The sequence below is a fragment of the Entomomonas sp. E2T0 genome, from assembly GCF_025985425.1.
Taxonomy (GTDB): Bacteria; Pseudomonadota; Gammaproteobacteria; order Pseudomonadales; family Pseudomonadaceae; genus Entomomonas.
Genome location: NZ_CP094972.1, coordinates 2,113,165 through 2,136,912, shown reverse-complemented (window position 1 = coordinate 2,136,912; position 23,748 = coordinate 2,113,165). Strand labels below are relative to the sequence as shown.

Here is a 23,748-nt window from a genome sequence, read left to right as displayed (position 1 = left end):
GCAACCTCGCTTTTCCACTCCCCTAAACGGTATTATTACTCTCTGCACCAGCTAATCTATTTATTTCAGATTGAATCATAGCGGCGGCAATAGGTGGAAACAAGATACTAATCACAATGATTAACCATGTTTTAAAACTACCTTTCTCTCCACTATTTAAAAGCCTTTGATGAATAACATCATTTAATATTGAAAGCATAACAGGCATGGCAAAGGGCACAAAACATGCTGAGAGACTGGCGCCTAATGGTGTTAAAAGTGTTGCAGATTGAGAAAAATTTCTAATGTCCTTATGAACCTTATAAAACCAAAAAATAAAATAGAAGGGTACAAAAAATAGTAAAAATGTTAGTACTGAATCCAAATAGCTTGGTGTTTCAGGTTGTACTTCTCGTACTCTGGGTTGTTCATTAAACAAACATTTTTTCACTGGTAATAAAAATAACGTACCTATTACGACCAAAATAACTAATAAAATAATAATAGAGTTAAAAGTAACTGCTTGACTTATCAGGTCACTTATAACAAATGTCATAGATGCACCATTAATCATATTAGTTATACTAATGACACCAAATGACAGAATAAATACTTCAACACTATTCACCGCTCGAGCAATATAAGCAGGGATTAATAAACTAATACTACCAATAGAAAAACCTAATAGTGCCATTGCTACAAAAATTAAATTATTACCATCTTTTGCGAAACATAATAACAATAATCCTATTACAATAAGAATGGCAAATAAATAAAGCGGATAATAATATTTTGCTCGACTCGCTAGCCAAGCAGGTAAAATCGCGATAATTGTAAAGAGAACTTTTATAGATACTGAAGTGCCAATTATCACATTTGAAAGATTATAATCCATGCGTAGATAAACCGTTATCATACTAAAACTGGCATTAACCATCATTACTGTCATAAAAAAAATAAATAACGCCCAAAAACGATAACTACTAACTAAATCCGCCCATGTCCATTTTATTTCAGGCACACCTTGCTCAAATTGCATTATTTTACTTCCTAAACATATACTAATAAAAAAGGGGATATAATCTCATATCCCCTTAGTAATTTATTTAATAACGACTTATTTATTTTCCATAAACTGGAAAACGTGCACAAATATGTTGTACTTGGGTGCGTACACGCTCAATTACTGACTCATTAGTAATATCATCTAAAATATCACAAATCCAGTTAGCTAATTCAATACACTCTGCCCCACCAAAGCCGCGTGTAGTTACTGCTGGAGTACCAATACGTAAACCAGAAGTTACAAAAGGCGAACGTGGATCATTAGGTACAGAATTTTTATTAACCGTAATATGAGCACGACCTAATGCAGCATCTGCATCTTTACCTGTGATATCTTGCTTAATCAAGCTTAATAAAAATAAGTGATTATCTGTACCACCTGATACTACATCAAAGCCACGATCAATAAATACACGAGCCATTGCTTTAGCATTAGCTACTACTTGCTTTTGATATTCAACAAACTCTGGTTGCATGGCTTCTTTAAAGCAAATCGCTTTAGCTGCAATCACATGCTCTAATGGGCCACCTTGACCACCAGGGAATACTGCTGAATTTAATTTTTTCTCTATTTCTTCATTAGCACGGGCTAAAATTAAACCACCACGAGGGCCACGTAAAGTTTTATGGGTAGTAGTAGTAACCACATCAGCAAAAGGCATAGGATTAGGATAAACACCAGCAGCCACTAAACCAGCCACATGGGCCATATCTACAAATAAATAAGCACCCACTTTATCAGCAATTTCACGGAAACGAGGGAAATCAAGGATAGGAGAATAAGCAGAAAAGCCAGCAATAATCATTTTTGGCTTATGCTCAACCGCTAAACGCTCTACTTCGTCATAATCAATAAAGCCTTGATCAGTGATACCATACTGTACAGAATTGTAGATCTTTCCCGAGAAACTTACAGTAGCACCATGTGTTAAATGGCCACCGTGGGCTAAGCTCATCCCTAATACAGTATCACCTGGTTGTAATAACGCCATATAAACAGCACTATTTGCCTGTGAACCTGAATGAGGTTGTACATTGGCATAATCTGCACCAAATAATTTCTTAGCACGGTCAATCGCTAATTGTTCAACAATATCAACATACTCACAACCACCATAGTAACGCTTACCAGGATAGCCTTCTGCATATTTATTAGTTAACACACTGCCTTGAGCTTCCATTACGGCTGGGCTTGTATAGTTTTCTGAAGCAATCAATTCAATATGATCTTCTTGGCGTTGAGCTTCATGCTCCATAGCCGCATAGATCTCTGGGTCAAAGCGAGCGATAGTCAAATCACGACTGAACATAGCAATCCTCTAACATAGGCTAATGTTGATAATAAAGAGACTATTTTACCCCATATTTTACCTATTCGTATATGAAAGCTTTTCATCCACCTCATCAGTAATCATCATGTAGTATTTTTTTATTCAGTATTTTAATTTATAGTTAATATTAGCTTTATAAACTTACCCTGACTTAATAAACACACTAGGAATTACGCAATGAAACTCAAAACCATCGCTCTACCAGCAATAATGTCATTAGCTATCTTAAGTCCTACGGCCGCTTTAGCTAGCACTGCTGATGAACTAACCCAATGCTTAACAACAAAAGCAACTGAACAGGATCATCTTAACTTAGTCAAATGGGTATTTTCTGCGCTTGCACAGCATCCCGAGCTTAAACAATACAGTAATATTTCAGCAGATGGTCAAAAAACGATTGATAAAGATGTGGGTGCTTCTTTAGATCGTTTGTTAACTGTTGATTGTAAAGATCAAGTAGCTAAAGCCGCTAAAACAAACCCAACTGCAATAGGTCAAAGCTTTGGTGTTTTAGGCCAAGTAGCAATGGGCGGTTTAATGACTAATCCAGAAGTAGCTAAAGCAGTTGCTAATATGCCAAATCTTATTGATATGAAAAAACTCGAAGCAGTAATGAAATAATACCCTGATAAAACGAGCAGGATATAATTAATAATCTGCTCGTTTAAATCCTACTAATACTTCCTGATCCTACCTTCTTTTTAATATAAATAATTACACAATACCTACTATAGAAGGTACAATACAAAGTTCGAAAACAACTAGCTATTTTTATTACTACAGGTAAGACATGGCACAATACGTTTATACAATGAATAGGGTGAGCAAGGTTGTTCCCCCTAAACGTGAAATTCTTAAAAATATTTCCCTCTCTTTCTTTCCAGGTGCAAAAATTGGGGTACTTGGTTTAAATGGTGCGGGTAAATCGACTCTACTAAAAATTATGGCTGGGGTAGATACCGAGATTGATGGTGAAGCACGCCCAATGCCAGGCATTAAAATTGGTTACTTACCACAAGAACCACAATTAGACCCACAAAAAACAGTACGTGAAGTGGTTGAAGAAGCGGTTGATGAAATCAAACAAGCACAAGCACGTTTAGACGAAGTTTATGCGGCCTATGCTGAGCCAGATGCCGACTTTGATGCCCTAGCCGCTGAGCAAGCAAAATTAGAAGCAATTGTACAAGCCTCTGATGGTCATAACTTAGAGCGTCAACTGGAAATTGCTGCTGATGCCTTACGTTTGCCTGAATGGGATGCCAAAGTAGAAAAATTATCAGGTGGTGAAAAACGTCGAGTTGCTTTATGCCGTTTACTATTATCTGCACCTGATATGCTATTAATCGACGAACCTACTAACCACTTGGATGCTGACTCAGTAGCTTGGTTAGAACATTTCCTACATGACTTCCCTGGTACTGTGGTGGCAGTAACCCATGATCGTTACTTCCTCGATAATGTAGCGGGATGGATTTTAGAGCTTGACCGTGGTCATGGTATTCCTTATGAAGGCAATTACTCAGGCTGGCTAGAAGCTAAAGCCTCTCGTTTAGAACAAGAAGCTAAACAAGAAGCTTCTCATCAACGTGCCATGAAAGCTGAATTAGAATGGGTTAGACAAGGTGCCAAAGCACGTCAATCTAAATCTAAAGCACGTTTAGCACGTTTTGAAGAAATGCAATCTCAAGAATTCCAAAAACGTAGTGAAACCAATGAAATCTATATTCCACCTGGACCTCGTTTAGGTGATAAAGTAATTGAGTTCAATAATGTTTCTAAAGGCTATGGTAATAGATTACTAATCGACAACCTCTCCTTCTCGATCCCCAAAGGAGCTATTGTTGGTGTAATCGGTGGGAATGGTGCAGGTAAATCTACCCTATTTAGAATGATTATGGGTACTGAACAAGCTGATTCGGGTACGATTGAACTAGGTGAAACAGTAAAACTTGCCTGTGTAGATCAAAGCCGTGATAACTTACAAGGCGATAAAACCGTTTGGCAACAGGTTTCTGATGGTTTAGATATTATTCAAATTGGTGGTTATGAAGTTCCTTCTCGTGCTTATGTAGGTCGTTTTAACTTTAAAGGCACTGACCAACAAAAATTTGTTAAAGACCTATCAGGTGGTGAGCGTGGTCGTTTACATCTTGCCTTAACCTTAAAACAAGGTGGTAACGTATTACTACTGGATGAACCTTCTAACGACCTCGACGTAGAAACTTTACGTGCCCTTGAAGAAGCTTTATTAGACTTCCCTGGTGCTGCGGTTATTATTTCCCATGACCGTTGGTTCTTAGACCGTATCTGTACCCATATTCTAGCTTATGAAGATGACTCACAAGTTACTTTCTTTGCTGGTAATTACACCGAATATGAAGAAGATCGTAAAAAACGTCTAGGTGATGCAGCCACTCAACCACACCGTGTACGTCATAAAAGGATTAAGTAATTAATCATCCAAAAGGAGGCTTAAGCCTCCTTTTTTATTTCTCATCCCATCTAAAGTTTATCCTCTCTTACTAAATATTATTATAAATCAAATCGTTAAAAAATTATTCAATTTATTCTTTAATTTCTGTATTTACAGAAATTAAAGAATATAATATATTGGCAGTATACAAATAAAAGCATGAGGTATGGATTATGCCCACTATTAATAAACAAGTGCTAGAACTATTATTAGTTGAGATGAGTAAACATACCTTAAACAGTGCTATAACCATTTATAAAATTTTAGAAAAACAAGGATTAAAATATGCCTCTCTAGCCAAACATATCGCTAAAGGCAATAATTTTATTGGTTTCTGTACTAATCGTTATTTACAAATAGTGGCTAAATGGCAAACAGGATTGATAATTAATAATAGTGCTAATGCTAATATTTTATTAGATCACATAAAAATAGCCATGGCTTATCAATACGCTCGTTATATTATTAATGAATATAATAAATTACATAACGAAAATAATAGCTGTACTATTAAAGAAATTTCTTTGCTTAAAATAAGAGCATTACATACTACCGTTTTTGCCCAATTTGGTCTTAGTAGTGATGTTTGGATATTAGCCATTCCTTTTAAAGTATATGATTATTGTTATATCTTTAAAAATTGGCTAAGAAAACCTTATTTTAAATAATAAAAAAGCCCTGTATATAATACAGGGCAATACGTATGAAAGGAATAAAACTACTTACCAGAGCGAATTAAATAATCAAATGATGCCAAGGCTGCTTTCGCACCCTCACCAACAGCAATTACAATTTGCTTATAAGGAACTGTTGTAACATCACCTGCTGCAAAGATACCATCGACAGATGTTTTACCACGACTATCAATAATAATCTCACCATGTTGACTTAACTCTACAGTACCTTTTAACCAATCAGTATTAGGTACTAATCCAATCTGAACAAACACACCCGCTAAATCAACTTTATGTATTTCTTCAGTTTTACGATCTTTATAAGTTAAACCTACTACTTTTTGACCATCACCTAATACTTCTGTTGTTTGTGCTTCTTTAATAACGGTTACATTATGAAGAGAAGCTAATTTTTGCTGTAATACTGCATCAGCACGCAATTCAGCACCAAACTCTAATAACGTTACATGGCTAACTACACCCGCCAAATCAATAGCGGCTTCAACACCCGAATTACCACCACCCACTACTGCTACTTTCTTACCCTTAAATAAAGGGCCATCACAATGTGGACAATACGCTACACCTTTAGAACGATACTCTTTTTCACCAGGTACATTCATTTCACGCCAACGAGCGCCTGTTGAGAGGATAACAGTTTTAGCTTTTAAGCTTGCACCACTATCAAAACGTACCTCATGTAAACCACCTACTTCTGTAGCTGGAATTAACTTGTTAGCACGTTGCAAACTCATTATATCTACATTATAACTTTTAACATGCTCTTCTAATTGAGCAGCTAATTTAGGGCCTTCAGTTTCAATCGTTGCAATAAAGTTCTCAATACATAGTGTATCTTGTATTTGGCCACCTAAACGTTCAGCAACAAGACCAGTACGAATACCTTTACGTGCTGTATAGATAGCAGCCGCAGAACCAGCAGGGCCAGCCCCTACAATCAACACATCAAAAGCTTCCTTTGTGTTTAACTTCTCTGCCTCCCTTACGCTAGCACCAGTATCTACTTTGGCAAGAATTTCTTGCAAAGTCATACGGCCTTGACCAAAGGTTTCATCATTTAATAGCACAGTTGGCACAGACATAATCTGTAACTGACTTACTTCATCCATAAATATTGCGCCATCAATCATCGTATGGCTAATATTAGGATTTAATACAGCCATTGTATTTAATGCTTGCACAACATCTGGGCAGTTTTGGCAAGATAAAGAAATATAAGTTTCAAAGTGAAGCTTAGTCTTTAAACCTTTAATTTGCTCTATCACTTCTGGTGTTGCTTTAGGAGGATGACCACCTGCTTGTAATAACGCTAACACTAAAGAAGTAAATTCATGTCCCATAGGGATACCAGCAAAGCGCATTTCACCAATGGCTTCACCTACACGTTTGATAACAAATGAAGGCTTACGTTTATCATCACCTGCAATATTTAAACTCACTTTATCAGAAAGATGTTCAATCTCTCTTAATAGTCCTAACATTTCTTGAGATTTTTCGCCATCATCCAAAGAGGCTACAATCTCAATTGGTTTAGTTAACCATTCGAGATAAGTTTTTAATTGACTTTTTAAAGTTGCATCTAACATTTGAGATTCTCCTTGGCATAAGATAGGCAAAAAAACGCCCGGACGAAAAACAACCAGGCGCCTTTACGCTTCCTTTAAACTCTTTCAGTAGTCTGCTCTTTGAAGCGAAGAGCAGACCCTATTCAATGATTAGATCTTACCAACTAGATCTAAAGAAGGTGCTAATGTTTTTTCACCTGGAGTCCATTTAGCAGGACATACTTCACCTGGATGCTCAGCAACATATTTAGCAGCTTGAACTTTACGAAGAAGTTCTTTAGCATCACGACCAATACCACCATCGTGTAGCTCAACAATTTTGATAACGCCTTCAGGATTGATTACGAAAGTACCACGTTCTGCTAAACCATCTTCTTCAATCATCACTTGGAAGTTACGAGAGATAGCACCTGTTGGGTCTGCAATCATTGGGTACTGAATTTTCTTGATAGTATCAGAAGTATCGTGCCATGCTTTATGAGTGAAATGAGTGTCAGTAGAAACAGAGTAAATTTCTGCACCTAATTTTTTGAACTCTTCATAATTATCTGCTAAGTCACCTAACTCAGTTGGGCAAACGAATGTGAAGTCAGCTGGGTAAAAGAATACAATAGACCATTTGCCTTTTAAATCAGCCTCAGTTACTGCTTTAAAATCGCCATTATGATAAGCCTGAGCTTTAAAAGGTTTTACTTCAGTATTAATAAGAGACATGTGTCACTCCTTTTTTTTAAAATCTTCTATTGGGTTTTAGTAACTTACGGAATACATTCTATAGCCATTAACTAATAATTAAAAATTAATTAATTTGATAGTATTGATTAGTTTTATTAATCATCAATCCTTATCATTAATTTTTAATATTAAACACTATAAGTTCAAAATTACCAGTAATTAAAAGTTACTATTTGTTTACACAAGCTAATACAATGCCCTGTGCTACTTGATAATAGTCTTTTCCTGCAGATGACTCAGCAAATTTTATAAACTGCTGTAACTCTGCATCTGACAAATCACGATATACATAAACTAAAACATTTTCAAGTTGAGTATCTACTTGCTTTTGAATTTGTTGTTTAGTGGGTGTTATCTGTTTTAAAGCATCACCTGCCCCCATACCTGGTAGCCACATATCAATGGTATCACTGGCAATGCTTGTTAATGCAACACTAACCTCTACTGTTGCTTGATCATAAGGAATCAATTTTGCTAAATGCTTAAATAAATCTCTTCTATCATTACTAATCTCTACAGCAGGCACACCATTTTGGCGTTTCCTTAACTCTTCCTTAGTAGTTGCCGTTGTTTCTGCTTGAACAACCTTTTTACCCAAATCAGACTCAAAGAAGGTTAAAGCAGTCTCAGGATTAGTCAATTTATTGCGTAACTGCAACTCCCCTTTTTGCTTCATCGCACTAGGCTCAAAACGCTGATTACTACTCACCACTATGGATTGATATAATAAAGGTGGTAATACTGCTTGATATTGCTTCTGCATTGCCTGTAAAGCATCATTAAAATGATCAATTTGCACAGGCCAACCTGCCGCTTTAAAAAGTTGATTGCTTGTATCTACATTATTTGCCATAACAAAAGAAGTACAACTTACTAATAACAAGCCTAATAAATACTGTTTAAACCATTTCATATAAACTTTTAAAACCTTATAAAGAAAATAATTTGATAAGCTGACTATACTCGATTTTTTATCACTGTATATTTTAAAAGTTATTCAAAATGTCACATTGGCTATTAGAAAATAAAATTGTCGTTTATTATATAGCGATTTCTCTAAAATAAAGCGCTAATTAAGGATTGTTAATAATGGCTAACAACCAACAAACCACGCACAATACACCCCTCTATAAAAATGCTGATTTCAATTGTGGGCGTTGTGATAGTCTTTGGCAAGCCACCTATACTGATATTGCAGCATTGCGTGCTAACCAACCTATTGCATGTAAAAGCTGTAACTGTGAACTCATTATGTCTGATGAAGAACTGCAAACACTTAATCGCCGCTTTGAACAATCAGAAAAACTAAGCAAAATGGCCATCTATTTCACACTACCCTATTTTGTGCTCTGTGCTGTAATTGGTTTCATTTATGGGGGAATGGCTACAACTGTAATGATAGTAATTGGTTTTATGGTTATTATCACTATGCGTAAATCTTTAATGAAAGATGGTATTGATCACTTTCATTTAATCGCTTTAAAAAAAGAACCTAACAATCAAACTCAAGCAAAAACTCAAAATAATCCATCTTCTAAGAAGAAAAAGAAAAAATCAAAATAGCATAAATATATGAATAGTTAGCATTAACTAAAAAATTAGATAATGGCTAACTATTTTCAACACAATAATTAATTACTCTATATTTTTTACATCCTCCCCATCCAAACAAATAAAAATCACTATTTTTATAAAAAACCATTGACTCAATCTATTATTCTAGTTATTATGCGCCCCGCTTAACGAACATAGCTTAGCAATGGGGCAAAGGGTTTTAAGGTTGTCTTTTTCTTGATCCTAACGCTCTGATAGAGCGCCCGTAGCTCAGTTGGATAGAGCACCCGCCTTCTAAGCGGGTGGTCGCAGGTTCGAATCCTGCCGGGCGCGCCATTTAATGCCTGAGCAGTTTTAAGCAAAGTATGTTATTGTAGTTTGTAATGGTGGGCGTAGCTCAGTTGGTAGAGCACAGGATTGTGATTCCTGTTGTCGTGGGTTCGATCCCCATCGTCCACCCCACTAACTACACACAAATATGCGGACGTGGTGAAATTGGTAGACGCGCTGGACTTAGAATCCAGTACCGAGAGGTGTGAGAGTTCAAGTCTCTCCGTCCGCACCAAATACAAACCCTAGTTAAATCGATTAACTAGGGTTTTTTATTTATACCCTTTTTAATATTCCATAATAATTAGCTTTAATTGGCATTAAACCACAACCATAGAATTATTATTTATAAACTCTACGAATCAAATGATCAAAAGTCATTTTTAAAATACTGATCATCTAATTTCACCACAATTGAATGTCTAACAAAATAAAACCATACATAACTATTGTTATTTCTTAAGTAGTTGTATACTAACTCTTTATATAATATAAAGTATTTACTTACTCTGAGCCTTTGTATCACTATGAATAATTTAACCCCCTCTCCTATATACATTGAAACCAATAATTTTGTATTACGGACGTTAGTGGAGAGTGATGTAAATGATCGTTTCTTAACTTGGCTTAATAGTCAGGAAATGATGGATGGTTTAAATCTAGCTGGTATACGATTTTCTGCTGAAACATTAAAACAGTTTATTCGTAGCTTTAATAATCTTACTAATTATTTTGTTGGTATTTTCGATCAAAAAACAAATTTATTAATTGGTTTTTACACCATTGATGCTGATTTAAAACATAGAGTGGGTAATCTATCAGCAGGTGGTATAGGAGAAGCTGGCTATTCTGGTAAAAAAGTTTTTTGGGCTACTATTGATGCATTATTAGACTATTTTTATTTATATCGTGGCATGGAAAAAATGGTTGCTCGGATATTAAGAAAAAATGTTCGGATGTTATTTTGCTTTGTCAATAATCCAAGATTTACATTTGAGGCTGTTTTGAAAAAGGAATGCCTTGCTGCCAATGGTGAACGTTTAGATATTGTTATATTTTCATCTTTTAAATAAGGTCTTTCGACTATGGATAGCTTAGTATTAACCCCTACTCAAAATAAAGTATTACCTTTCAAAACCAGTGGCTTTAAAAGCTTAGTTGAAGGTTTAGAATATGCAGCTAAAGGTGAATCTGGTTTTAATTTTTATAATTCACAAGCCGAATTAGTCAGTGTTTTATCCTATGCCGATTTATTTAATCAAGCCATTAAAATGGCCCATCAATTATTAGCCATCGGATTTAAAAAAGGCGATCATTTACCTGTTATTGCTGAAAATAGACCAGAGTTTTTAGTCATATTTTATGCTTGCCAATATCTAGGCGTTATTCTTTGTCCATTGCCAATGATTTCTTCAGCTGCTGAACGCAGTATTTTTGCTGAAAAAACACTTCAGTTAGTAAAACTGACAAATGCAAGATTTATAGTAACTTCAGAGGCATTAATTAAAACTTTTTTTGCAGAAAAAAATACTAACTTGCAATTTATTAGTTTTGAAAATCTAGCTGCAGAGTCAACCGAACAATCACTGACTGCTAGTACATCGCAATTTTCCCCTATAGAGAATAATAGTATCTCTTTTATTCAATTTTCCTCAGGCTCAACTTCTCAACCCAAAGGAGTTACCATACATAATCATGATGTTTGTGAGCATGTTCGGGTGGTGTTAGAAGATGTTATGAAACTTCGTGCTGATGATCGCTCATTATCATGGTTACCGTTTTATCACAACATGGGGCTAATTGGTTTTATTATAGCCTCTGTTAATGGTCAACGATCAGTAGATTGTTTTTCTCCACTAACTTTTGTTAGCAACCCTGCTCTTTGGTTAAAGTTAATATCTGACAATAAAACAGCCATTACTTATGCCCCCATGTTTGCCTATCAATTAGCTATTAAGGTATTTGATGAAAAAGCTTTTGCAGGGTTAGATTTATCCTCTCTTCGTGTGGCTGGCATTGGTGGCGATGCTATCCATATTGAAGTCATGAAAAAATTTCAACAAGTTTATGCTCCCTATGGATTTAACTACCAAACATTCTTACCTAGTTATGGTATGACAGAAGCTATCTTAGCTATTTCAGGCAAAACAGCAGGTGCCCCCGTAGTAACAGATGTTTTTGAAGAAAAAGAAATTGTATCCTGTGGCACTGTATTGCCTGATTGTGAATTAAAAGTAGTTGACGATAACAATATGTCATTACCAGACCGTTCTGTAGGCAGTATTTTCTTTAAGAAAAACACTATAACAGGTGCTTTGCATAATCAAACACAAAGTATTCCTCTATCTACTATAGATAACTATATTGATACAGGTGATATAGGCTATTTATATAAGCAAAACTTGTTTGTTCTTGGGCGCAAAAAGGATGTTATTTTAATTCGTGGTCGTAATATTTGGGCACAGGATATTAAAATATCCATTATCAATACAAACTCATGGTTAAAAGCAGAAGATATTATTGTAATGGGCATTGAAGTTAACCAAGAGGAAAAATTAGTCGTAATGATTCAATGTGATGCAGAACATCAAGATAACTTAATGCTAGCTAAAAAAATTAAAGCACAGATTAGCCAGCAATTTAGTGTATTAGCTGATATTGTGTTTGTCCAAACAGGTGGCCTACCTTTAACACCATCAGGCAAAGTATCTCGAGAAAGATTTACAGAAATATACCTAACACACACCTCTTTAAATTAACCGTTTACAATGAAAGATAGCAAAATGGATTACCAACAATTAGCAAGATCAATTTTAGCAAGATCTCTGAATATCCCAGAAGAGAGCATAAAAATGAGCCACACCATCGATGATTTGAAAGATATTGATAGTGTTGACTTCGCCCATATTGTGGCAGAAATTGAAAAAGTGTCTAAAAAACAAATCCCTATTGAAGATTTACTAACATTAGATTCTGTAGAGAAATTAGTGAATATTTTAGAAAAAAATAGCTAGTTTTGTTTATTTTTATCTGAACTGTATACTGTATCACATATAATTTATTAAAACATTTGAACTCATAGTTATAATAACTCATCTTATAAGATATATAGTTCTTTTTACAGGAAATACTCAGCTTTTACTCTTGCCTACTATGAAAAATCCCCGCTTTATACTAAAACCGATTTTTATTGGTGTACTTTCAGTCATCTCATCTTATTCTGTAGCAGATGCTATTTGGAATGGCTCAACAAGCGACTATAAGAATGATAGCAACTGGAGTACAGGTTCTGTACCTGACTTGTCTACTGAAAATATTATCATCAATAGTGGGCAAGCTAATCTTGTTTTTGATGATGATTTTTATGGGTTCAGCAAATGGGCTGGAAGTGGTGGTAATAAGTTAATTATTGGTGGAGCCGCTTCAGAAAAGGGCAATCTGAATATAAGTGTAGCTGATGGAACCTATCATAATCAATCTAGTGCCGAGGCATCGCTTGTAGTAGGTGAAAATGGCGGGAACGGCACATTCACATACGACACATCAACAAATAGCAACAATCAACATATATCGATAGACTTTAACTCTGTCACCATAGGTAATGGCCAGCAAAGCCAAGGTTTTGTTAATATCTTAGGTTCAGGTAAAAATATATATCAACAATATATGGGAGGGGAAGCGGTAGCTACTAGCTCCTTAAACGTAGGTACTAATGGTGGTTCAGGGACAGTTACTATAGATGGAGGTAGTTTAGATATTAATGGTTCAGTTATGGACTATGATACTAGCGACTTTTTTACTCTAGGAAATGGTACCAATAGTGTAGGTACTGTAAATGTACTAGGTGGTGGCAAACTATCTGTTTCTGTTGGTTTAATACCAGCAAATGCTGCTGTGATTGGTAAAGATGGCGGTACAGGTCTATTAAATATTTCCGGACAATTTGATGGTTTTGATGGTACTAATAATCCTACCAAAATTTCTAGTCGAGCTATTTTCTTTAAGGGATTCGTTGTAGGTGATGGCGCAGGCAGCCAAGGTTTTGTCAATATAAAAGATGGTGGTCTTTTAATCACCTATGGTGAGACAGTTGTTGGTAAAAGTGATGGTTCTGGTAATATTCTAGTATCAGGAGAAAACAGTCGCTGGGAAGTTTCTGGTAAAGCCTCTGGCGAAGGAGTACTTGACTCCTATGAATGGTCAGAGGAAGGCGTTTTAACACTAGGCTCTGCTGGAGGTACAGGAATATTAACCATTGATGATAGTGGGGTGGTAAGCCTTGGTGTTGGTCGTTCAGTAAATAATTATTATTATAATCCAGATACAGGAGAAAGCTATACTTCCTATGACTATGAGTTTATGGGAGGAACTGGAACCTTAAACTTGACTGACTCAGCCGATAGTACAGGCACCCTTATAATAAAAGGTGATGCTGGAAAAGTTGGCGTTTTAGATGCGGTAGAAGTTAATTATGGTGCAGGAACAGGCGCTGTTGTATTTAACCATAACGATTATACAGGTACTTATGAATTTACCCCTGAATTGGTAGGTAGTAATGCGACTAGTAGCTTTATAGTAAATAATTCAGGGGTAACTGTATTTAACCGAGATACTAGTCAATTTATAGGTCACTCTGTGGTTAATGGTGGTGTTTTAGAAGTTAACAGTATCCTTGGTGGTGATATGACCATTAATAATGGTGGTACATTAACAGGCATTGGCACTGTGGGTAGTACTGTGTTAAATGCAGGAGGCACTATTGCAATTGGTCAATATAATACATCAACCCCCTCAACACTTACTATTAATGGTGATTATCAGGGTAATAACGGTACTATTATTTTTGACACAGTACTGGGCAATGATACTTCTGCTACAGACAAACTTATTATCACTGGTGACACATCAGGCTCTAGCTATGTCAAAGTTAATAATTTAGGTGGTTTAGGCGATCAAACCATACAAGGTATTGAGTTAATTAATGTACAAGGTGCATCAAATGGTACCTTTACCCAAAGTGGACGAATTGTAGCAGGCGCTTATGATTACTCCTTAGTAAGAGGAGATGCTTCCAAAGGTGCGGATCCAAACAATTGGTATTTAAGCTCTCAATATGCTAAAGCTGATGGTGGATTAGGCTCAGATTTAAGGGCTGAAGCAGCTACTTATATTGGAGTAATAGAAAATAATATAGCAGCTTTTAATCATAGCTTCCATGATAGGCAACAAACATTAAATAATGGTTATGAGTCCTCATGGATGCGGGTGGAATATGCTCATGATAAATACTATGCAGGTGACAATGATTTACTTAAAAATAAAGTAAAACGTAAATTAGTTCATTTAGGAACAGATCTTTATCAACATGATCAATTCCACTTCGGAATCATGGCAGCTTATGCTAAAAGTGATATTACCAGTAGTTCTCGTATAAAAGACTACCACTCTACAGGTAAATCAGATGGCTATTCAGCAGGCATTTATGCTACTTGGTACGATCAAGACCCAACGTCAGGTGGCTTATATATAGACAGCTATGCCCAATATAATTGGTTCCGTAATCAAATAAATGGCCATGGTTTAGCACAAGAGAAATTTAATACTCAGGGACATACCCTTTCCATTGAGTCAGGCTATGGCTTTGTAGTGAATAAGAGCAAACAAGCCACATGGATAGTTGAACCACAAGCACAAATTATTTATGGCAATAGTAGCTCCTTTAATTATACAGAAGACAATGGTACACATATCCATACCAACAATGATAAGGGACAAATAAGGAGTAGACTTGGCGTCCGCTTACAGGCAGAGGTTGAAAATGCAAAACTATTCTTAACCACTAACTATTGGAATCAAAATAAATATACTGCTGTAAGTATGGATGGAACTGAAGTCCATAGTAATCGCGCTAAAAACTTGTTTGAAGTAAAAACGGGGGTGCAATACAACATCAACAGTAAAATCCAAGCATTTGGTCAACTCAATGTTATTACTGGGGAAAACTCTACTAGAAGCTATGGTGGTAATGTTGGAATTAAATATCAGTGGTAAAAAGGTGCATGATTAACTTAGTTTTTATTACCCTCTCTAATAGAAAAGGCATAAAATAATTTATGCCCTCTTCTATTTTTTATTTACCCAATAAATATATCTATATATTGGCTGTTAACTAGTTTTACTATGGTCTTGTAACTATTATTCCCTTTATTACAAAAATATAATAAACTTCTTATAAGGCAGGAAGCAAAGAGACAAATAATAAAGTAATTTCTAATGCACACGTTTGTATTATTAACTGTTGTACCGTTTAAATACTCTACAACGCCAACTACTGACACTTACCTGCTATCATCTGACAGAGATACTTAATGAATAAAGCCATTGATTTCCAACAAATTATTGAGAACAATCCTTTTATCACTATGCGCTTATCATTTGAAGATGGAGCATGGAAGGTATGGTATGTATCACAGAATGTGAATCAATATGGATTTGATCCTAATGATTTAATGAATAGTATTATCTCTTGGGATGCAATGATCCATCCTGATGATCGAGTAGTTGTTCTGCAACAAGCCAATAGTTATATGATGAAGTCACTTGATGACTTTAAATTGCGCTACCGCATTCTTACAGCAAAAGGTGAAAGTATCCATATAACAGAATACTCTCATACTAATAGAGACTCTCTTGGTAATGTAATCTGTATAGACTCTGTATTACTCAATACAACTACTGTTGAAGTGGATCGCAATATTGCCATTAACCACTTTAAACAACAAGCCGTGATGAATGACATTTTACTTAGTTTGCATGATGTTGATTTAGAAATGTCCTTACAAATTATTTTAGAACGTGTTGGTCGCTATCTGAACACTAGCCGTGCTTTGCTATTTAAGGATAGTCCAGATCATAAAACCTGCAAAGTAGTATGTGAATGGCTCAATAAGCATATAACCTCTATTAAAGACCTAGATTATGCAGTGGCTTATGAAACAGAGATGCCTGAAATTTATGTAGCACTCCAAAATACTGGCTTTTTACTAGTCAACGCAGGAGAAATTCCTGAAAATTGTAAAGAAGAATTTGAGAAGGAGGGGCTAGTCTCTTCTGCTATTTTTGCTGTTTATTTACATGGTCAACATTATGGTTTTGTTTGCTTTGATGATTGCATTATTCACCGTATATGGGATGAAGATACCGCCAATTTTCTAAAAAACATATCCAATATGATTTCGAATGTGCTGTTTAGGATACATACTGAAGAAAAACTAAAACACCAAGAAGAAGAAATACGTAAGATGGCATTCACAGACTATCTTACCGGCCTTCCTAATAGATTTCGTTGTGGCTCTGATCTTATAGATACCTTAAAAAACTCTGAAATAACAGGACAAGGGGGATATGTATTCTTTATTGATCTTGATGATTTTAAAGTCGTCAACGACTGTTATGGCCACGACTTTGGAGATGGGGTATTAGTCAGCTTTGCTAATTATGCACAAGCACTTTTTGCGGAAAAGGCTACTGTTTATCGTTTTGGTGGTGATGAATTTGTGATTATTCTTAATACCGATGATGATACCCTCGCCTACTCCTATCTTAACGATTTGCTAAAACGTACTAAAAAGCCTTGGACAGCAATGGGTAAAGAGTTTTACTGTTCTCTTTCTATTGGCGTTGTAAAGTTTGCTGCACATGGTGATGACTCTCGATCTATTATAAAAAAAGCTGATCTTGCTATGTATCAAGCTAAAAAAACAGGTAAAAATAATTTTGTTTTCTATACAGAAGGGCTTGCTTGTGACAGTATAAAACGCTCAGAAATAGAAACGCTACTGCGTAATGCAATAGAAAATGATTGCCAAGGATTTATTGTATATTATCAACCATACCTTAATACTCAAACAGGTAAAATTATTGGTGCAGAAGCGTTAATACGAATGGTTGATGCTAAAGGTAACTTAATTCTACCTGAACAGTTCCTACCCCTAGCAGAATACCTTGGACTTATTGTTCCCTTAGGCGATTGGATTTTAGAACAAGCAGCTAAACTATGTCATATTATCAATAATATACAGGGACTAGAAGACTTTACTATTACCGCCAATATGTCTCCCAAACAATTTAAACAAAAAGATATTGTTTTAAGAGCAGAACATATTCTAGAAAAATCTAAGGTCAACTTTAACAATATCATCATCAGTATGAATGAAAATATGGCTGTTAATGCCATAGAAAAGATGTTGCAAGTATGCGCTGAACTACAAAAGAAAAATATTAAAGTAGAGCTTAACGATTTTGGTTCTGGCAGCTCCTCTTTTATTAATATGCGCGATTTACCTATTGATGCCATTCAAGTATCAAGTAATTATATAGAAAATATTGATGATCAGTTTACCAATGCTTTTCTAAAACTTGTAACTAAGTTAGGGCATTCTACAGGTAAGTTGATCGTAATGAGCGGCATAGAAACCGACAAGCAATATGATTTCTGTAAAGAAATTGGTATAGATGTTGTTCAAGGTTTTGCCTTGTACTCACCTACTACAGCAGAAAACTTACTAAAGATAATAACTGATAAGAAAGAAATTAATTGAATGGAAAAAAGGCTTTTATAGAAACTGTATAACTCATTTAAAGTCAAAGCCCCTAACTATTTCTAGAAAGGGGCTTTATTCAATTATGCATATTCTATCGTTACATTGTTGTTAAATAAACTTTTCAATATTTCGCCTGTTTTTTGCTGAACTTCTTCCAACAACATACTTCTTTCGCCATTAAATTTTATATATAAAACAGATTGGGGTGTCCGACCATATTTTTTTTCATCAACAGATATATAAGCCTCTACGGGGACAGTCCAAGAAGAGATATACGGTGTAACAGGCATTGGCTCATCATGCTCTACCTGAAAGCTACTTGGTAATTTAACAAGTGCATATACTGGATTAATATTCATTTTTAAATCTCCTTAATTATTATGTGGAGATTTATTTTATTGAATATAACTTATTGATTCTTTTTGCTTTAGCAAGATATATTATTAATTTATTATAACTAATACAAACATTCTATCTTATAATTTATAAAATAGAATGTTTTCTAATCAAGCCAACTAATTATTTACGGTCATCATTTCTTTTATCGGTTACTTGTTTTAAATCGATATCTGTATTTTTTCTATCTTTTTGTTCAACACGTTTACCATCTTGCTTCTGGTCTACGCGTTTTTCACCCTTCTGTTCAGTGCACTTACCGTCTTTTTTCTGACCAGTACGTTTCTCATCTTTTTGATCAGCGCGTTTTTCTCTTTTCTTCTCTACGTTCTTGCCATCTTTTTTAAGCTCTGAACGCTTTTCATCCTTTTGTGCTGTACGCTTACCATCTTTTTTTTCAAGACGTTTTGCATCTTTCTTAGCCTCTTTATTAACATCACGTTTTTGCTGAGATGCTGACTCCCTTTTTGGATCATGATTATCTTGTTGAGCTGATGCATAACCAGCAACACTTAAAGATAATAATGCAGCTATAGACACAGATAATAACTTTTTCATATAGAGTTCCTTGTATTTGATTTAAGTGACTCTATTCTAACTATAAGTTATGTAAGGAAAAAACGTGTATATGGTAAATAATATGTAAAGGCTTATCGCTACACTTAGCTTTTAAAAAATTTTACTACTCCAAAAAATAAGGAGGCATCATAGCCTCCTTATTTAACCATAGCAGCAAGTATTAAATCACTTGCAAAATAGCATCCGTCACAGTTTTGATATTGTTATTATTTAGTGCAGCCACGCAAATACGACCAGTAGCTACGGCATAAATACCATAGTCATTACGTAACTTATCCACTTGGTCAGCAGTTAGGCCAGAATAAGAGAACATACCACATTGCTTAGCAATAAATGAAAAATCTTGCTTAGCGCCAGCTAATTGTTCAACCATTAGGTTACGCATTGCTTTAATACGATCTCTCATACCACTGAGTTCATCATCCCATAGCTTATAAAGCTCTGGGCTGTTTAGTACTTTAGAAACTAACATAGCACCATAGATAGGTGGGTTTGAATAGTTAGTACGAATAACCCGTTTAACTTGTGAAAGAACTCTTGCCGCTTCATCTGCCGAGTTAGTCACTAATGATAATGCACCTACACGCTCACCATACAGTGAGAATGACTTAGAGAATGAACTAGAAACAAAGAAGTTAAGCCCTGATTGTGCAAACAGTCTAACTGCAAAAGCATCTTCTTTAACACCATTACCAAAACCTTGATAAGCAATATCAATAAATGGAATTAATTGCTTTTCTTTAACGACTGCTAGCACTTGCTGCCAATCATCTTCTGTTAAATCAACACCTGTTGGGTTATGACAACAGCCATGGAGTACTACCACAGTATTCTTAGGTAATGCTTTTAAATCAGCTAACAAACCATTACGATCTAAACCGTGAGTATTAGAGTCATAATAACTATAATCATGTACTACAAAGCCAGCAGTAGAGAATAAAGCACGGTGGTTTTCCCAACTAGGATTACTAATCGCCACATCGTGACCATTTAAATAGGTTTTAATAAAATCTGCACCTAATTTTAATGCCCCTGTGCCACCTAGCGCTTGTACTGTTACTACTCGTTTTTCAGTTACTAAGGGTGAATCAGCTCCAAATAATAATTTTTGCACAGCTTGGTCATAACTACCAATCCCTTCAATCGGTAAATAGCTATGAGGAGCACCTGTTGCCACAAACTCAGCTTCAGCTTTTTGGACAGCTTTTAGTAAAGGAATACGCCCTTGCTCATCATAGTAAACGCCTACCCCTAAATTAATTTTATTAGTACGGGTATCAGCCTGATAAGCTTCATTTAAACCAAGAATAGGATCACGAGGAGCAAGTTCAATTTCAGCGAACAAATTCATTTTTTATCACTCTAAAGGTAGATAATAGAATGAACATTATAACGCTATCGTTATAGTATCTAAATAGCTAATTAATAAATTCAAACTTTGTTATTTATTAATGTAACCTAGATGGATAGTTTTTAACTCGCCAAACAAGCATGGAGTATTGTAATGAATGATTTTAATAATAAGGTAGTTATAGTAACAGGCTCTACCACAGGTGTTGGTGAAGGCATTGCTATTGAACTGTTTAATCGTGGTGCAACGGTTATTATCACAGCACGCAATCAAACAGAACTAACTAATACTGCACAACAAATTGACCCAACAGGACAACGTATTATTCCTATCCAAACGGATGTTAAAGATCATTTATCTGTGAAAAGCTTAGTTGATCAAACCATGCAACGTTTCGGCAAACTCAATTATCTTGTAAATAATGCGGGTATAACAGGCCCTCATGGCGTCACTATTTGCGATTATTCAATAGAAGATTGGAATAATGTAATAACCACTGATCTTAGTGGAGTATTCTTTGGGATGAAATATGCTATCCCAGCCATTATAAAAAGTGGTGGCGGTGCTATTGTTAATTTATCAGCCGTAAATGGCTTAGTTGGTATTGCAGGTATTGCCCCCTATACCACAGCTAAACATGGCGTAATTGGTCTAACCCAAGCTGCTGCATTAGAATATGCAGAACAAGGAGTAAGGATCAATGCCATTTGTCCAGGCTATGTTGACACCCCTAATATGCAACAACTACCCAATGATGTTCGGCAGCAAATGGCTAGTACTCACCCAATGAAAAGAATGGCTACTCGTGCAGAAGTTGCTAAAACAGTGGCGTTTCTTCTTTCTGATGATAGCTCATTTACCACAGGTGCTTACTATACAGTTGATGGTGGTTATACCGCACAATAAATATTTAGCGAGTTAATAACTTTTTTACACTTTCAGGGTAGATAATGGGATGATAGTCCCCATATTAGAGGATGAAATTTCTATATTGTAGGTAATCATGAGTAAATTTTTACTAAAAACCAGTTATACACCCGCAGGCGATCAACCTAATGCCATTAAAGAAATGGTGCAAGGTATCGAAGCAGGTTTATCTCACCAAACTTTACTAGGTGTTACAGGCTCTGGTAAAACTTTTAGTATTGCCAATGTAATTGCCCAATTACAACGCCCAACACTCATTATTGCCCCTAATAAAACCCTTGCTGCGCAATTATATGGTGAGTTTAAAAGTTTCTTCCCTAATAACTCTGTAGAGTACTTTGTTTCCTACTATGATTATTATCAGCCAGAAGCCTATGTACCCTCCTCTGATACCTATATTGAGAAAGACTCCTCAATCAATGATCATATTGAGCAAATGCGTCTTTCGGCTACTAAAGCTTTATTAGAAAGACCTGATGCGATTATTGTAGCCTCTGTTTCCTCTATCTATGGTCTAGGTGACCCTGAGTCCTACTTTAAAATGGTATTGCATGTTGATCGTGGTGATAAGCTCGATCAACGCACTCTATTACGTCGTTTAACAGAACTACAATATACTCGTAATGATTTTGATTTTGCCCGTGCAACGTTTAGGGTGCGTGGCGATGTGATTGATATCTACCCTGCTGAATCTGATTTAGAAGCCATTCGTCTAGAACTATTTGATGATGAAGTAGAAAATATTGCTGCTTTTGATCCCCTAACAGGCGAAATCCTACATAAATTACCACGCTTTACCTTTTACCCTAAAACTCACTATGCCACACCTAGAGAAGTTTTATTAGAAGCAGTGGAACACATCAAAGAAGAACTAAAAGAACGCTTAGAGTATTTACAAGCTAATAATAAACTTGTTGAAGCACAGCGCTTAGAGCAGCGTACCAAGTTTGATTTAGAAATGATGGTTGAACTGGGCTACTGCAATGGTATAGAAAACTACTCGCGCTATTTATCAGGCAGAGCACCAGGCGAGCCACCTCCTACCTTATATGACTACTTACCTGATAATGCCTTACTGGTTATCGATGAATCACATGTTACCGTGCCACAAATTGGTGCTATGTATAAAGGTGACCGATCTAGAAAAGAAACCTTAGTAGAATATGGTTTTCGCCTTCCCTCCGCCTTAGATAATCGTCCTTTACGCTTTGAGGAATGGGAAGCCATTAGCCCGCAAACTATTTTTGTTTCTGCCACACCGAGCACTTATGAAGCAGAACATGCTGGCCAAGTGGTTGAGCAAGTAGTTAGACCTACTGGCTTAGTAGATCCCGAGATTGAAGTACGCCCTGCTACCACCCAAGTGGATGACTTACTTTCAGAAATTAGAAAACGGGTTATTAAAGAAGAACGTGTATTAGTCACTACCCTGACTAAACGAATGGCGGAAGATTTAACAGACTATTTGTCTGATCATGATGTTAAAGTTCGTTACTTACACTCAGATATTGATACGGTAGAACGAGTAGAGATTATTCGTGATCTACGAATAGGCACTTTTGATGTATTAGTGGGAATCAACTTACTGCGTGAAGGCCTCGATATGCCTGAAGTATCATTAGTTGCTATTCTTGATGCGGATAAAGAAGGGTTTCTACGTTCCGAACGCTCACTTATTCAAACCATTGGCCGTGCTGCCCGTAACCTACATGGTAAAGCCATTCTTTATGCAGATAGAATTACAGGTTCTATGCAACGTGCCATGGATGAAACAGAACGACGCCGCACCAAACAAATTAGCTTTAATGAAGAGCATAATATCACCCCGATAGGTGTACAACGTGATATTACTGACATTATGGAAGGCGCTAATATCCCTGGTGCACGTGGTGGCAAACGTCGTAGCCTAGCCAAAGTAGCGGAAGAAAGTGGTAAATACGATATTGAATTACGTACTCCAGCAGATTATGCAAAACGAATCAAACAGCTAGAAGAGCAAATGTATAAATTAGCAAAAGATCTAGAGTTTGAAAAAGCGGCACAATTAAGGGATCAAATTCAACTACTACGCCAGCAAGCATTAACTAACAGTTAACAATTTGCTGAACGAATAATGCTATTTTAGCAACCATAATCTAATTGGTTGGAATTAATTAGTCGAA

General features: G+C 35.9%; 19 protein-coding genes and 3 tRNA genes. 14 read left to right on the top strand and 8 right to left on the bottom strand.

The window, feature by feature from the left end:
* Positions 1-22 precede the first annotated feature (22 nt).
* Both MTZ49_RS10300 and glyA read right to left on the bottom strand, forming a co-directional pair.
* Positions 23-1,018 carry a hypothetical protein gene (locus tag MTZ49_RS10300; protein WP_264745466.1) on the bottom strand — a complete coding sequence of 332 codons (996 nt, stop codon included), beginning with the start codon at positions 1,016-1,018 and terminating at the stop codon, positions 23-25.
* Between the two features lie 82 nt (positions 1,019-1,100).
* A complete protein-coding gene (gene glyA / locus MTZ49_RS10295) occupies positions 1,101-2,354 on the bottom strand; it encodes a serine hydroxymethyltransferase (RefSeq protein WP_264745465.1) in 1,254 nt (417 codons plus the stop codon).
* Between the two features lie 198 nt (positions 2,355-2,552).
* Between glyA and MTZ49_RS10290 the strand changes: the two genes are divergently transcribed.
* The 3 genes from MTZ49_RS10290 (at position 2,553) to MTZ49_RS10280 (ending at position 5,519) form a co-directional block, all read left to right on the top strand.
* Positions 2,553-2,996 (top strand): hypothetical protein, encoded by a 444-nt coding sequence (locus MTZ49_RS10290; RefSeq protein WP_264745464.1) that lies wholly within the window; start codon positions 2,553-2,555, stop codon positions 2,994-2,996.
* A 169-nt stretch (positions 2,997-3,165) separates the two neighbouring features.
* Positions 3,166-4,830: an energy-dependent translational throttle protein EttA gene (ettA, locus tag MTZ49_RS10285; RefSeq protein ID WP_264745463.1), complete on the top strand. Its 1,665-nt coding sequence runs from the start codon at positions 3,166-3,168 to the stop codon at positions 4,828-4,830.
* A 194-nt stretch (positions 4,831-5,024) separates the two neighbouring features.
* Positions 5,025-5,519 carry a hypothetical protein gene (locus MTZ49_RS10280; protein WP_264745462.1) on the top strand — a complete coding sequence of 165 codons (495 nt, stop codon included), beginning with the start codon at positions 5,025-5,027 and terminating at the stop codon, positions 5,517-5,519.
* 50 nt (positions 5,520-5,569) lie between these two features.
* Here the strand turns inward: MTZ49_RS10280 and ahpF are convergent, their stop codons facing one another.
* The 3 genes from ahpF to MTZ49_RS10265 all read right to left on the bottom strand — a co-directional run bounded on the left by ahpF (position 5,570) and on the right by MTZ49_RS10265 (position 8,759).
* The gene (gene ahpF, locus MTZ49_RS10275) at positions 5,570-7,132 is read right to left on the bottom strand and encodes an alkyl hydroperoxide reductase subunit F (RefSeq protein WP_264745461.1); all 1,563 of its coding nucleotides are present in this window, start codon (positions 7,130-7,132) and stop codon (positions 5,570-5,572) included.
* 129 nt (positions 7,133-7,261) lie between these two features.
* A complete protein-coding gene (gene ahpC, locus MTZ49_RS10270) occupies positions 7,262-7,825 on the bottom strand; it encodes an alkyl hydroperoxide reductase subunit C (protein ID WP_264745460.1) in 564 nt (187 codons plus the stop codon).
* Between the two features lie 190 nt (positions 7,826-8,015).
* On the bottom strand, positions 8,016-8,759 hold the full coding sequence (locus tag MTZ49_RS10265) for a hypothetical protein (RefSeq protein ID WP_264745459.1): 744 nt from the start codon (positions 8,757-8,759) through the stop codon (positions 8,016-8,018).
* A 176-nt stretch (positions 8,760-8,935) separates the two neighbouring features.
* On the opposite strand from MTZ49_RS10265, the gene MTZ49_RS10260 reads away from it, so the two are divergent.
* The 9 genes from MTZ49_RS10260 (at position 8,936) to MTZ49_RS10220 (ending at position 18,330) form a co-directional block, all read left to right on the top strand.
* On the top strand, positions 8,936-9,409 hold the full coding sequence (locus tag MTZ49_RS10260) for a hypothetical protein (protein ID WP_264745458.1): 474 nt from the start codon (positions 8,936-8,938) through the stop codon (positions 9,407-9,409).
* Between the two features lie 250 nt (positions 9,410-9,659).
* Positions 9,660-9,736, top strand: a tRNA-Arg gene (locus MTZ49_RS10255).
* A gap of 50 nt (positions 9,737-9,786) precedes the next feature.
* Positions 9,787-9,862, top strand: a tRNA-His gene (locus MTZ49_RS10250).
* Between the two features lie 18 nt (positions 9,863-9,880).
* Positions 9,881-9,965: transfer RNA gene (locus tag MTZ49_RS10245), tRNA-Leu, on the top strand.
* A 292-nt stretch (positions 9,966-10,257) separates the two neighbouring features.
* On the top strand, positions 10,258-10,803 hold the full coding sequence (locus MTZ49_RS10240) for a GNAT family N-acetyltransferase (protein WP_264745457.1): 546 nt from the start codon (positions 10,258-10,260) through the stop codon (positions 10,801-10,803).
* A gap of 12 nt (positions 10,804-10,815) precedes the next feature.
* Entirely contained in the window at positions 10,816-12,489 is a 1,674-nt protein-coding gene (locus tag MTZ49_RS10235) for an AMP-binding protein (RefSeq protein WP_264745456.1), read from the top strand.
* A 9-nt stretch (positions 12,490-12,498) separates the two neighbouring features.
* Positions 12,499-12,744, top strand: a complete 246-nt coding sequence (locus MTZ49_RS10230) for an acyl carrier protein (RefSeq protein ID WP_319804731.1) — start codon at positions 12,499-12,501, stop codon at positions 12,742-12,744.
* Between the two features lie 139 nt (positions 12,745-12,883).
* Entirely contained in the window at positions 12,884-15,781 is a 2,898-nt protein-coding gene (locus MTZ49_RS10225) for an autotransporter outer membrane beta-barrel domain-containing protein (protein ID WP_264745454.1), read from the top strand.
* A 317-nt stretch (positions 15,782-16,098) separates the two neighbouring features.
* On the top strand, positions 16,099-18,330 hold the full coding sequence (locus MTZ49_RS10220) for an EAL domain-containing protein (RefSeq protein WP_264745453.1): 2,232 nt from the start codon (positions 16,099-16,101) through the stop codon (positions 18,328-18,330).
* Between the two features lie 83 nt (positions 18,331-18,413).
* On the opposite strand, the gene MTZ49_RS10215 is transcribed toward MTZ49_RS10220, so the two are convergent.
* From MTZ49_RS10215 to MTZ49_RS10205, 3 genes are all read right to left on the bottom strand, one after another.
* Entirely contained in the window at positions 18,414-18,692 is a 279-nt protein-coding gene (locus MTZ49_RS10215; RefSeq protein ID WP_264745452.1) for a hypothetical protein, read from the bottom strand.
* 160 nt (positions 18,693-18,852) lie between these two features.
* The gene (locus tag MTZ49_RS10210; protein WP_264745451.1) at positions 18,853-19,269 is read right to left on the bottom strand and encodes a hypothetical protein; all 417 of its coding nucleotides are present in this window, start codon (positions 19,267-19,269) and stop codon (positions 18,853-18,855) included.
* Between the two features lie 199 nt (positions 19,270-19,468).
* Positions 19,469-20,659, bottom strand: coding sequence for an amino acid aminotransferase (locus MTZ49_RS10205; protein ID WP_264745450.1), 1,191 nt, complete (start codon positions 20,657-20,659; stop codon positions 19,469-19,471).
* A gap of 153 nt (positions 20,660-20,812) precedes the next feature.
* Here MTZ49_RS10205 and MTZ49_RS10200 point away from each other — a divergent pair, with 153 nt between their 5' ends.
* Together MTZ49_RS10200 and uvrB are read left to right on the top strand one after the other, a co-directional pair.
* Positions 20,813-21,565: an SDR family NAD(P)-dependent oxidoreductase gene (locus tag MTZ49_RS10200; RefSeq protein ID WP_264745449.1), complete on the top strand. Its 753-nt coding sequence runs from the start codon at positions 20,813-20,815 to the stop codon at positions 21,563-21,565.
* Positions 21,566-21,662: 97 nt separating this feature from the next.
* Complete coding sequence (gene uvrB, locus MTZ49_RS10195) at positions 21,663-23,681, top strand: excinuclease ABC subunit UvrB (protein WP_264745448.1); 2,019 nt, start codon at positions 21,663-21,665, stop codon at positions 23,679-23,681.
* The last annotated feature ends 67 nt before the right edge of the window (positions 23,682-23,748 follow it).